This is a genomic window from Mangrovibacterium sp., from assembly GCF_059905295.1.
Genome location: NZ_JBZQJF010000028.1, coordinates 67,462 through 79,109, shown reverse-complemented (window position 1 = coordinate 79,109; position 11,648 = coordinate 67,462). Strand labels below are relative to the sequence as shown.

Here is an 11,648-nt window from a genome sequence, read left to right as displayed (position 1 = left end):
TAGCCCTAGCCATTGTTGGTATACCTGTAACTGAAAACTAAGTCCTTGTTTTACAATTAGTATTAGACTAAGTTACAACATAATCCTCCGCCAGTAAACAGTATTTGTGTGTTTCGTAATATGTTTAATACCTGTATTTTTTCACATATGGTAAAAAATAGTTGAAAAATAAGTGGTATGGCGGAAAGGTTGGAATGGCAGAACGAGGCAGTTGAAAACGGCATCATCTGAGGGGAAAAACTATTCGAAAGTTTGGAGCTTTGGAAAAGGGGTGATTACAAACTCTCCCCAATAACCCGGATTCAATATTTAACGTCGTGTCAGGCTCCCCTTCGGCTGCCGCGGTACATATAGTAGGTCATTACCAGCTCCAGCGCTCGTTTGATGGCCAGGTTAATTTGCAGTTCTTCGTTGGCCAGTTTAAAATCGATGGCGGCCAGTTGCATATAATACTCGGTCATGACCGGAGCTTTTAAAAGCACTTTGGGCTGCAGTTGTGCAAAGTTGGGTGTTTCCTTGATGGCTTTGCAGCTTACCAGGCGGCTTTGTCCTTGTTTATCGTGGTTAGTGGCATAACCAAACAGGCGACAAATCAGCCCGCGATACGTATATTCCGAACAGCTTCCGGCATGGCCTAGGGCTGAAAAGAGAATGCACAGGTCGTTGGCCGGAAGTTGCTCCAGTCGATCGTACACTTCATCAGCTTTCCCTTCTTTGAAAAGATGATAAGCTAAGGGTAAAAACTCCAGCGGACTGGCTGAGATATCCTTTTTTAAACAGCAATGGTGGCATTTCGACGCACAGGTGATGCCACTCTTATTACTAAACTTTTCAGTGTGCAAAGCAGCGTTTTTCAAGACTTTTTGCACGCGTTGAACCTTTCTATACATAGAAATTACGCACAAATAAAAAATAAAACATAAAATGTAAAGGGACGTTTTCTCCGGGATGGATATCCGCGGATGACGGGCGCAAATCTACAAATTAGATGAATTCGTTATTCTGTCTATCTTAAAAATATTTACAGGCCGGGGTAATTAAAACTGGAAGTAGATAAATTGCTGGATGTCTGACTGCGAAACGGCCTGTATAATCAGGACCAGCACAACACAAACAAGAATTTGAGTGACCGGATGTTGCTTGATGAACCATCCCCGGATCCTTTCTTTTTCGTTAAAAGGAAACCAAATTAGCAGAAAGCCCAGCAATAATACAAAGACGGTTGGCAGGTAAGCCGAGGCACCCTCCGGCGTGAGTTGGGGAATGAAATGCTGCCTGATCTGGAAAAACATGTGGTAGATCTTTTCCTCGCTTTCGGCCCGAAAAAAGACCCAGGCAACGCTGACCAGCTGAAAGGTGAAAAAGATGGCGAGGTACTTCCGTAGTTTTGGGAATTTTGCTTTGGCTCGTTTGAAAGGCGCCAACAGCTTTTCGATGGCCAGGCCAATGCCGTGAATCCCTCCCCAAATAATGAAATGCCAGCTTGCTCCGTGCCACAAACCGCCCAGAAGCATGGTAATAATCAGGTTGAAATACATGCGTAGTTTGCCTTTACGATTTCCGCCTAAAGGAATGTACAGGTAGTCGCGCAGCCACAGCGATAGCGAGATATGCCAACGATGCCAAAAATCAGTCAGGCTTTGAGCGCGGTACGGGGCGTTAAAGTTGACCGGAATTTTGTAGCCCAGGATGAGTGCCAGGCCAATGGCAATATCAGTATAACCCGAAAAGTCGCAATAAATCTGAACGGAATAGCTGTAAATGGCCAGTAGGTTTTCGAGGCCGGAGTACGAGCCGGGTGCATCAAAAACCCGGTCAATTAAGTTGAGGGCCAGGAAATCGGCAATAACCAGTTTCTTGAAAAGTCCTTTCAGAATCAAAAAGGTTCCATGGCTCAATTCTTCAGCTGTTAGCCGGTATTGTTGGTATAGCTGCGGAATAAAGGCGGCAGCACGAACAATGGGACCGGCCACCAATTGGGGAAAAAAGCTGAGGTAAAAACTGAAGTCTAGTGGGTTTCTCACCGCTTCAACTTTGTGTGTTCTAACATCCGACAGGTAGCTGATGGCCTGAAAAGTGTAGAATGAAATACCAATAGGCAGCACAATGGTGTGTACATCGGCCATACCTGCCGAGACCTGGTTCAACAACCAGCCCAGCCAGTTGAAAACCGTGTAGCTGGTTCCGAAAAACTGGTTGATACTCTCGGTGAAAAAGTAGGTGTATTTGAAGTAGACGAGTAGCAGCAGGTTGAAGCTGACGGAGACAATCAGCCAAAATCGGGTCTTGCGGTAGCGGGCAATCAACATGCCGAATCCGTAGTTCGACAAGCACGAAAACACCAGTAACGACAAGAAAGCACCATTGATTTGGTAATAGATATACCAGCTGACAACCAGCAGATAGCTGTTGCGAAGAATGCTTTTGCGATAGAAGAAACTATACAGAGCCAGTATAATTGCAAAAGCAACCCAAAAAGCGATACCGGTGTAGAACAGCGGTCGGTTTTCGTTGTAGTGGAGGAGTTGTTCTGCTATTTTTCGTAGTTGTTCGTCCATGCAAGTTGCTGCTGGTTCTCAAATTCCCGGATCAGCAGGCGGGCCATTTCGTTCCCGACTTTTTCGCCGCCTTGTTCCGAGAAATGAATATAGTCTTTTCTGCCCAAAGGAGGATTGGCATTCACCCATTTAATCATACTTCCCGAGCCGCCCATAAACAGCTCGAGATCCCAAAAGATACAATTGTTCTTTTCGGCAATTTCTTTTTGTATTTGCTTAATCTCGGCAATGTTTTTATACGACTGAAACTCTCCCTCGACACGTTTAGCCATATCCGAAACTCCAACAAGGATGATTGGAATTTGTGGGCATAGTTCTCGGATAATGTGGATCTGTTTTGTCAGTTTATTGGCGAAGTTGTGATTTCCCGGAGTGTAATAGGGCACAACATTTACCCCGAATTGTAAGATGAATAAATCCGGTTTCAGCTCGTTCATCATGGTCTTCAAATCCTTGGGTGCTGAACTGCTGAACGGTGGATAAGCCAGTCCGCGTAAGGCAATATTATCGACAAAAATCCCCCAGGGGCTGTCGAGTGATAAGCCGGCAACCCATAAACTGTCGTTGGTGTTGAATTTGATCTTTAAATCATCCGGAGTTTGGGCAAAATGAAGCTGAATGCTGGTGGTCTTCGTGACCGAGTCGGTGGCTGCTTCATAAACCGGATTGGTTGAATCCAGACATTCAACTTTGACCGAATCGCTTCCATAGTAAAACAGCTGGACTTGTTGGTAATCGTTTTTCGGATCCAGAAATTTTAACCTGTTAATGCGGAACCACCAATCGGTTTGCTCGGGAGCAAGAGCCAATGCTGTTCTAAAGAGCACACTCTTGTTGCGGGTGCCCATCTCCTTGATTGGGATATTTTGCCAATTACCGGAGGTGGTCATGATGAGTTGATGGGCAGGATTGTAATATTGGTCGGGGGCAATCAGGCCCGGACCATGACCGCCGTAGCGTTGTTGTAATTGTTTACGTAAAGCCGATGTGATTTGATCGCCCTCAATTTGCGAATCGCCGTAATAGAAAATTCGCAGTTGCCTGTGCGTTGAAGCTAAGGTATGGAGCTTATTGGCCAGTTGTTCAAGCCTGATGGTATCGGCTGGCGAATAAACAAGCCCGGAGCTTTGTGTCGGGACAGGAATTGCTGGTCGGGGAGCTTCCGTGGGAATTGCTGTTGTGTCGGTTGAAATCGTATCCGGAAGAATTGCCACTCGATCCGGTTGTTGAATGATTGGCGGATTCGCAGGTGGAGTGGATTGCTCTGTTGGCAAGGTGAATTGAGCTTCGGACACAATTTTGTTTTCCTGGTTTCTTTCTGATCGGTAAAAAGAAACCAGGAAAAGTAAAATTAGTACAGTTGCCAGGAATAAAAAGGCCCGAAAAGGTTTCATACTCAAGAATTCGACTTTGCTAAATGTAGTATGAAAATCGGGTCTTTGCAAATCCCTCAAAGGCTAAAAAAGCAGAGTCTGTTTAGCCCTTGGGTTGTATTTTTAGCTTCTGTCCGGGTTTGATGGTATTTCCGCTCATATTGTTCAGACGCATGATATCCTGGTTTGAAACTCCCGGGAAGCGGCGTGCGATCGACCAAAGTGAATCTCCGCTGCGAACGGTGTAGTAAACAAACTTGCCGTCGGAGCTGATCTGCTCGGAAGCGCTGGCATGGCTGGTCACCTTAACACGGCTTGATTTTGCGTAAGCATCACCTTTGCCGCTGGGCACATAAATCACCACTTTTTGCCCTACACGAATTAAGTTATGGCGAATATTGTTCCAATAACGAAGGTCGTTAATACGAACATGAAAATGGTTGGCAATATAACCCAGGTTATCACCTGATTTTACGGTATAAACAATCCGGTCTTTGCCGTTTACGCTGGTTCCGGCATAATAGCCTCTTTCTTTCGGAACCTGAATCTCATTGTTCGGGAAGAATTCATTTCTGCGTAAAGCATACACCTGGTCTTCCATATCAATGAATTCCGGAATTTTCTCCAGAGGAAGTCGTAGCGCATAAGGTTTATTCGACTTAGCCGGAATAATATCAAGTCGGTATTGCGGGTTGAGGCTTTCTAACTCCTCAATCGGAATATTTAAAACCTCTGATATTTGCTTGAAATGTACATAGTTATTGACCTCGATGGTATCCGTTACAATAGGAAAATCAGGGTAACGAGGCGTCAGGTTGTGCTGTTGGTAGAAGTTCATCACGTAAGCTGCAGCAATAAAGGCAGGCACGTAACCTCTGGTTTCGCGTGGCAGGTAGTAGTAAATCGACCAGTAATTACGGGCTCCGCCAGCACGGCGAATAGCTTTGTTCACATTCCCCGGGCCACAGTTGTAGGCCGCAATCACCAAATGCCAGTTTTTATAAATCTTGTATAAGTCGCTAAGGTATTTTGCGGCTGCTTCAGATGATTTTTGCGGATCCCGGCGTTCGTCAACAAAAGTGCCAATATCCAGTTTATACATTTTACCGGTTCCGTACATGAACTGCCACAGGCCAACAGCATTAGCCCGCGAACGAGCAGTTGGGTTGAGTGCCGATTCAATTACCGGCATATATTTCAATTCTTGCGGCAGGTTATACTCGTCAAGCTTCTCCTCAATCATTGGAAAATAGAAGCTGGATAAGCCCAGCATCATTTCAGTAAGCTCGTGACGACGCTGGGTGTAAAGCTCGATGAAATTCTTAACTGTTTTGTTGAATGAAAGATCGACAAATGAGTCGATGCTTTGCAAACGTTGAATGTATACCGAGTCCGGTAAGGATGCTGCATCACTATCCACGGAGTCATCCTGAAAAAAGTCGGTGTCGTATGAATTTTGAATATACCAGGAATGGTAAAGGCTGTCCATTTGCTCGGCGAACAGGTCGTTCAGGTTTTCATCCGGATAAGCATATTTGGATTCGTAGCCGTTAATGGTATCCAACGACAGGACTTCAATTCGTTTGATTTGTTTCAGGTTGACTCTTTCGTCGCTGTCCGCATGCGCCGAATAACCTATAATTGTGCTCAACAGAGCTAAAATAATTGCTTTCTTCATTCTCTCACTCTCTCTTTCTCTCAGTGTTTAAAATCTAAATTGTACATGAACCCCGGGGAGAGCTTTGCCTTGACAATACATCGGACCTGGTGTCCAGTTCATCGTCAAGTCATCCCCGATGTCAAAATTGAAAAAATGTGCATCAACTGTGGCATCGATGATGTTTAATGCATAAAATCCGGCGGTCAGGATGATCATGAAATCCCTATTCCTTCTGGCCCCGTCTTTGGCATTTTTTAACCTGGTGGTAAATTGCGAAACCTGGCTGGCATTATTCCAGTCCCAGTTTCCCTCAATCACCAGTTTTTCATATGAGTTCGAATTTGGATCATCGTCAATAATATCGGCGTAAGCCTGTTTGTACAACACGTAATAGTTGTTGTTCCAGTTGATGGCGTATCCAAATGCGATGAAACCACCATATATTAACGGTAGTTTCCAATATTTCTTGTTGTAAATCTGTCCCAATCCCGGAAGTACGGCCGAATAAATGGTCGCTTTTCTTGGAGAGTGGACTGGTTTTACGTTTTCAACATTAACGGTGTCAGCTTCAGCTCGAAGCTCCTTTTGTGCAAACGAAGAAAATCCTGTCACTGCTAACAGGATTGTTAATATGAATATTCTTAAATGCCTCAACTTAGTTTTCTTTGACGATTTTTAGTGGCCCAGTTTGTCCAGAATACCCATAATTCGCTCTAAATCTTTAGGCGAAACAAAAGGGATAACGATTTTACCTTTCCCTTTATTATTCATGGCGAAGTCAACTTTAGTACTAAAAAATTGACTTAAGTGCTCCTTTAGCTCCCCGTATTCCTGCGGGTACTTTTCTTTTTGTTCTTTTTTTGCTGGTTCGGCCGGGTGATTGTTTGTCCCCAGGTTACGAACGATTTCTTCAACTTTCCGAACGGAAAGGTCTTCGTCCAGAATAAGCTCGTAAATTGACAGTTGATCTTCCGGGTTGGCAATATTAACCAAGGCACGGGCATGTCCCATGCTTATGGTTTTGTCGATAATGCCTTTTTGGATGAGCGTTGGCAATTTGAGCAAACGAAGATAATTGGAAATTGTTGAGCGTTTTTTCCCAACACGTTCACTCAGTACCTCTTGTGTTAGTTTGCATTCTTCAAGGAGGCGTTGGTACGAAAGTGCCACTTCAATGGCATCTAAGTCTTCCCGTTGAATATTTTCAACCAAAGCCATCTCCAGCATCCCATCGTCTTCAGCAGTACGAACGTAGGCCGGAACAGTTTCCAGACCTGCAATCTTCGATGCTCTGAAACGACGTTCACCGGCAATGATCTGATATTCATCGCCGTCAACTTTTCGCAGCGTTATGGGTTGGATAATGCCAAGCTCCTTGATGGAGGCAGCTAATTCCTGCAGGGCTGTTTCATCAAATTTTGTTCGGGGTTGAAAAGGGTTTGCTACGATCTTTTCAACCGGTATTTCATTGATCGATGACGACGAAGGAACTTCTCGTTGTTTGTCAGCATCATCTATTAAAGCGCCTAAACCTCTACCTAATGCACTTCTTTTAGCCATATTCTATTCAGCTCTTTTATTCAATTACTTTTTCAGAATTTTTGATCTTGGTCAGATCATTCTTTTGCAAAATCTCACGGGCCAAGTCCATATAGCTGGTTGCTCCTTTCGAGCTGGCATCGTACAATACTGCAGGGATACCGAAACTTGGGGCCTCGCTTAGTTTGATGTTACGGTTGATCAATGTTTCGAAAACCATATCACCAAAGTGGGTCCGGACTTCTTCCAACACCTGGTTTGCCAGGTTCAGACGAGAGTCGTACATGGTCAACAGGAATCCTTCAATTTCCAGCTCCGGGTTTAAGCGGGTTTGGATAATCTTGATTGTATTCAGAAGTTTTCCTAATCCTTCCAATGCAAAATATTCACATTGAACCGGGATGATGATCGAATCAGCCGCAGTCAATGCGTTTACTGTAATTAACCCAAGTGACGGAGAACAGTCAATCAAAATGAAATCATAGTCCTCACGAATCTGGTCAATCACCATGGTTAAAACCTTCTCGCGGTTTGGCAGGTTTAACATTTCAATTTCAGCACCTACCAAATCAATATGCGACGGGATCAGGTCAAGGCCATTAATTTCTGATTTCAGAATGATCTTCCGGGGGTCAATTTCTTCAACGATGCATTCGTAAATACTTGTCTTTACATTTCTCACGTCAAAGCCGATTCCGGAAGTGGCATTAGCCTGAGGGTCAGCGTCAATTATCAAGACTTTCTTTTCGAGTACAGCAAGGCTGGCAGCTAAGTTAATAGCTGTTGTGGTCTTACCAACGCCCCCCTTTTGATTTGCTAAAGCGATTACTTTTCCCATAGGTTTATTCCAGTGTTTTGCAGAGATTCAAAGTTAATATTTTATGCGAATATGCTTGTTCAGTTGAAAAATTAATCGATTCGATTCCGGAAGAGCCGGACGGACTTCCGCTGTATTGGGTCGGATGTTTTCTGGCTTTTTCGGATTGTGCAAAAATAACATTTTTTGTTTCGTATCGCCGGTTTTACAAAATTTAACAGGTCTTTTAACAAGTCTACATCGGGTCAATATCGGCATAAACAACCAGCCCTCCGTTGTTTGGAAGCGACTTCAACATTTTTATTTCTTCGAGAATTAATTTTTTGGATTGCCCCAGTTTCTGATCCCGTTCCAGCTTAATCCAGATTTCCTTTTGGTACCAGCTTTGAATTCGTCCAACCAGCGGATATTCGGGACCCAGAATGTTGAACCCGAATGTCTTGCGAAGGCGAATAGCTAATTGTGTTGCTGCCATATTCAGGCGGTCGCGGTTTCTGTGTTTTACCACAACCTTTGTTAATCTGTAGTAAGGAGGGTACCGGAACATTTTTCGCTCGTTCATTTGTGTGTTGAACAGGCGGGTGAAGTCGTTGGCAACAACGTCGAGCAGTACCGGGTGCTCGGGCTGGGTGGTCTGAATGATGACCTTTCCTTGTTTGTTTTTGCGACCTGCCCGGCCGCTCACTTGGGCAATAAGTTGGTAGGATCGTTCAAACGACCGGAAGTCGGGGTAGTTCAGCAACTGGTCGGCATTGAGAATGCCAACCACACTAACGTGGTCAAAATCGAGCCCCTTGGTGACCATTTGCGTACCCACCAAGATATCGATCTGTTTGCTTTCGAACTGGTAAATCAAACGTTCATAGGCTTTCTTGCCTCGTGTGCTATCCATATCCATGCGGGCAATACGAGCCTCAGGGTACAGAATCGATAATTCTTCTTCGATTTTTTCGGTTCCGAATCCACGCGTTTTTATTTCAGTTGACTGGCAATCTGGGCAATTCCCCGGCATGGTTTGCGTGTGCCCGCAATAATGGCAAACCAGCGCCCCCAGGTTTTTATGGTAGGTGAGGCTGACATCGCAGTTTTTGCACTTCGGAATCCAGCCGCAGGTACCGCATTGCAGGTAAGGTGCAAAGCCACGCCGGTTTTGAAAAAGAATAACTTGCTCTTCTTTCTGCAAAGCGGTCTCAATAGCTTCAAACAAATCGAGCGTTAGCATCGATTTCATTTGCTTGCGCTTGGTGGCTAACCTTACATCGGCAATCTGAATTTCCGGCAGGCTGATGTTCTGGTATCGCTGTGTAAGTTCAACCAAGGCATATTTGCCGGTTTTATTGTTGAAATAGCTTTCGAATGATGGCGTTGCAGAACCCAGAATAACTTTGGCCCTGTGTATTTGGGCAAGCACAACCGCCACATCGCGGGCGTTGTACCGCGGTGATGGATCAAACTGCTTATAGCTGTTTTCGTGTTCCTCGTCGACAATAATCAGCCCAAGGTTCCGAAAGGGAAGGAGGGCTGCCGAACGCGCACCAATAATAATTTGGAACGATTGCTCCCGCTCGTGTAAGGTGTTGAACCAAATTTCAACGCGTTCCGAGTCGTTAAAGCGTGAATGGTAAATCCCTGCTTTGTTGCCAAAGGCACGTTTTAGCCGGTTGATGAGCTGGGTCGTCAGGCCAATTTCAGGTACAAGGTAAAGCACCTGTTTTCCTTGTTGTAGTTGCTCTTCAATCAGTTTAATGTAAACTTCGGTTTTACCGCTCGAGGTAACCCCGTGGAAAAGTACCGGTTTGCCCGTAGCGCAGGCTTCCTGAATTTCATTAAAAGCCTGAGATTGCACCTCACTTAGGTCGAATATTTTTTGCTCTTCGTTGTACTCCAGATCCAGACGCCCAACTTCAATTTCCTGAAGATGCAGAAAATCTTTCTCCAGAAGGGCTCGCAGAACACCTTCAGAAATACCTGTTTGCTCCAGTAAATCCTTTTTGGCCAGGTTGGGGCGTTTCTCCGGGTGATACAAAGTTTCGGCAAGGAAGAACTCCAGTAGTTGCTGTTGTTTTTTGGCTTTCTTCAAACTTTCCAGCGCCTCGCGAATGGCCTGTTCCGTAGCTAGGTTGGGGTGAAGAAAGATGAAGGGCTGAACCTTGGCTGAGTAGTTATCCTGGATTTTCTCTTCAATTAAAACAGCATTCTTCTCCAGCAGTAGTTTTAAGGTTGAAAGGGCTGATTTTTTCCCTAAAAACTTATTGATACTTTGGATGTTTGTTTGACCATGCCCTTGTAACATCAGCAGTAAGGCTTCTTCTTCTCCCGGTAAATTTTCGGGAATCTGATAGTTCGGGTTAAAGCTAACCTTGGTCTGGCTTTCCAGTTTCAGAGCCGAGGGAAGTGCTGCTTTGTAGACTTCGCCAAGTGTGCAGCAATAGTAGTCGACCATCCATTCCCAAAGAATGATTTGCGCCGGCGTAACAACCGGCTCCATATCTAAAATTGCATCAATGTCCTTTAGGTCGAACGTACCGGTAGGCATGTTGTTATGCAACCGGTAAACCAATGCTGAAAAAAACTTGCGGGCACCAAATTGCACAACCACACGAACTCCAACTTTAATATTGGGCTGAAGATCGAATGGAATACGGTAGGTGAACAAATCTCCTAACGGCAGTGGTAATATGACGTCGGCATATAGATGTTCTGTCATGGGAGTACAAACTTCGCAAAAAATCGGGTTTAATTTTAGGGGAAAGTACAATATTTGGTGGATAGGATTAGTTTTTGAGTTAAACGGATGAGGTAAGTAGGAAAGTTAAGTTCATAGTTAAAAATTTAATTGAAGAAACAATGAAAATTCAACAAACAAAGTGGTTGGTCCTATTTTGGTTAGTCTTTGGGCTTGCTTGTAGTACCTCAACAAAAAAGGAAAGTACAACAGAAAATGTATCCACGGAAGTTAAAGCCGAAGAGTCACAAGTGCTTGATTCCCTTTCGAAAAAGGTTGATACTGCAAAAGCGAAAATTGATCAAACGTCCAAAGAATTGGATGATTTGATGAAAGACATTAGTAAATAAAATTAAAAGCAGGAACTCAATGAAAAGTTTAAAAATACAATTGATGGTGGTGGCCTTATTGGTAGCCGTTTCTTCTTTTGGTCAGGTTGATCAGGCTCAGAAGAAAATGAAAGAAGGAAAAGCAAAGGTTGAGAAACAGGAAAAACAAATCGATAAGAAGCAGAAGGAGTCTCAGGAAGCTGTACAAAAAGCAGAAGATAAAGCAGGAAAGGAGAAAGTGAAGGCAAATGAGGAAGTTGCAGGCCGCAAGAGCGAGCTTGAGTCAGATGCACAAGAGAAGGTTAACCAAGGTAATGCTTACGGAAAAAACAAAGCAGCGGAAGGTGCAGATTTTGGCCGTTTACGTTCGGAAGAAGCTAAATCGCAGTATAAGGCTAAGCAGAAAGAACTGGATGGTACTTTAACTAATGGTACGAATAAAGTTACTGATGCTCGCGCAAAGATCGAAGATGCTGAGAAGAATCTGGAACAAGAGCGAAAGTCTAAAAAAATTACAGAAGAAGAGTATCAGAAACGGAGCGAGCGGATAAAGCAAGCCAAAGAGAAAGCAGATGAGCTGGAAAGCCAGGTTAAAAGGTATGGCTCTGATGATTAATTGAAAGGCTGCAAGAGATAAAAAGCCGATG

At 44.2% G+C, this 11,648-nt stretch carries 10 protein-coding genes; 2 read left to right on the top strand and 8 right to left on the bottom strand.

The annotated features are described in order from the left end of the window. Positions 1-320 precede the first annotated feature (320 nt). From AC37HE_RS02045 to priA, 8 genes are all read right to left on the bottom strand, one after another. Positions 321-890: a YkgJ family cysteine cluster protein gene (locus AC37HE_RS02045; RefSeq protein WP_500781108.1), complete on the bottom strand. Its 570-nt coding sequence runs from the start codon at positions 888-890 to the stop codon at positions 321-323. Between the two features lie 147 nt (positions 891-1,037). Then, entirely contained in the window at positions 1,038-2,558 is a 1,521-nt protein-coding gene (locus AC37HE_RS02040; protein WP_500781107.1) for an MBOAT family O-acyltransferase, read from the bottom strand. Then, complete coding sequence (locus AC37HE_RS02035) at positions 2,534-3,952, bottom strand: GDSL-type esterase/lipase family protein (RefSeq protein WP_500781106.1); 1,419 nt, start codon at positions 3,950-3,952, stop codon at positions 2,534-2,536. Before AC37HE_RS02035 ends, AC37HE_RS02040 begins: the two co-directional genes overlap by 25 nt. An 82-nt stretch (positions 3,953-4,034) precedes the next feature. Beyond that, positions 4,035-5,609, bottom strand: a complete 1,575-nt coding sequence (locus AC37HE_RS02030; protein WP_500781105.1) for a lytic transglycosylase domain-containing protein — start codon at positions 5,607-5,609, stop codon at positions 4,035-4,037. Between the two features lie 27 nt (positions 5,610-5,636). Next, on the bottom strand, positions 5,637-6,203 hold the full coding sequence (locus AC37HE_RS02025; protein WP_500781104.1) for a DUF5683 domain-containing protein: 567 nt from the start codon (positions 6,201-6,203) through the stop codon (positions 5,637-5,639). A 63-nt stretch (positions 6,204-6,266) separates the two neighbouring features. Further along, complete coding sequence (locus tag AC37HE_RS02020; protein WP_500781103.1) at positions 6,267-7,151, bottom strand: ParB/RepB/Spo0J family partition protein; 885 nt, start codon at positions 7,149-7,151, stop codon at positions 6,267-6,269. Positions 7,152-7,167: 16 nt separating this feature from the next. Next, complete coding sequence (locus tag AC37HE_RS02015) at positions 7,168-7,968, bottom strand: ParA family protein (RefSeq protein WP_500781102.1); 801 nt, start codon at positions 7,966-7,968, stop codon at positions 7,168-7,170. A 214-nt stretch (positions 7,969-8,182) separates the two neighbouring features. Further along, positions 8,183-10,654: a replication restart helicase PriA gene (gene priA / locus AC37HE_RS02010; RefSeq protein WP_500781101.1), complete on the bottom strand. Its 2,472-nt coding sequence runs from the start codon at positions 10,652-10,654 to the stop codon at positions 8,183-8,185. Positions 10,655-10,794: 140 nt separating this feature from the next. Here priA and AC37HE_RS02005 point away from each other — a divergent pair, with 140 nt between their 5' ends. Together AC37HE_RS02005 and AC37HE_RS02000 are read left to right on the top strand one after the other, a co-directional pair. Next, on the top strand, positions 10,795-11,022 hold the full coding sequence (locus tag AC37HE_RS02005; RefSeq protein WP_500781100.1) for a hypothetical protein: 228 nt from the start codon (positions 10,795-10,797) through the stop codon (positions 11,020-11,022). Between the two features lie 19 nt (positions 11,023-11,041). Beyond that, positions 11,042-11,617: a hypothetical protein gene (locus AC37HE_RS02000; protein WP_500781099.1), complete on the top strand. Its 576-nt coding sequence runs from the start codon at positions 11,042-11,044 to the stop codon at positions 11,615-11,617. The last annotated feature ends 31 nt before the right edge of the window (positions 11,618-11,648 follow it).

What these genes read in the sequence shown, in the direction of transcription:
- AC37HE_RS02030 (WP_500781105.1), bottom strand. Translation starts at nt 5,609, where the DNA reads ATGAAGAAAGCAATTATTTTAGCTCTGTTGAGCACAATTATAGGTTAT.
- AC37HE_RS02005 (WP_500781100.1), top strand. Translation starts at nt 10,795, where the DNA reads ATGAAAATTCAACAAACAAAGTGGTTGGTCCTATTTTGGTTAGTCTTT.
- priA (WP_500781101.1), bottom strand. Translation starts at nt 10,654, where the DNA reads ATGACAGAACATCTATATGCCGACGTCATATTACCACTGCCGTTAGGA.
- AC37HE_RS02045 (WP_500781108.1), bottom strand. Translation starts at nt 890, where the DNA reads ATGTATAGAAAGGTTCAACGCGTGCAAAAAGTCTTGAAAAACGCTGCT.
- AC37HE_RS02020 (WP_500781103.1), bottom strand. Translation starts at nt 7,151, where the DNA reads ATGGCTAAAAGAAGTGCATTAGGTAGAGGTTTAGGCGCTTTAATAGAT.
- AC37HE_RS02000 (WP_500781099.1), top strand. Translation starts at nt 11,042, where the DNA reads ATGAAAAGTTTAAAAATACAATTGATGGTGGTGGCCTTATTGGTAGCC.
- AC37HE_RS02035 (WP_500781106.1), bottom strand. Translation starts at nt 3,952, where the DNA reads ATGAAACCTTTTCGGGCCTTTTTATTCCTGGCAACTGTACTAATTTTA.
- AC37HE_RS02015 (WP_500781102.1), bottom strand. Translation starts at nt 7,968, where the DNA reads ATGGGAAAAGTAATCGCTTTAGCAAATCAAAAGGGGGGCGTTGGTAAG.
- AC37HE_RS02040 (WP_500781107.1), bottom strand. Translation starts at nt 2,558, where the DNA reads ATGGACGAACAACTACGAAAAATAGCAGAACAACTCCTCCACTACAAC.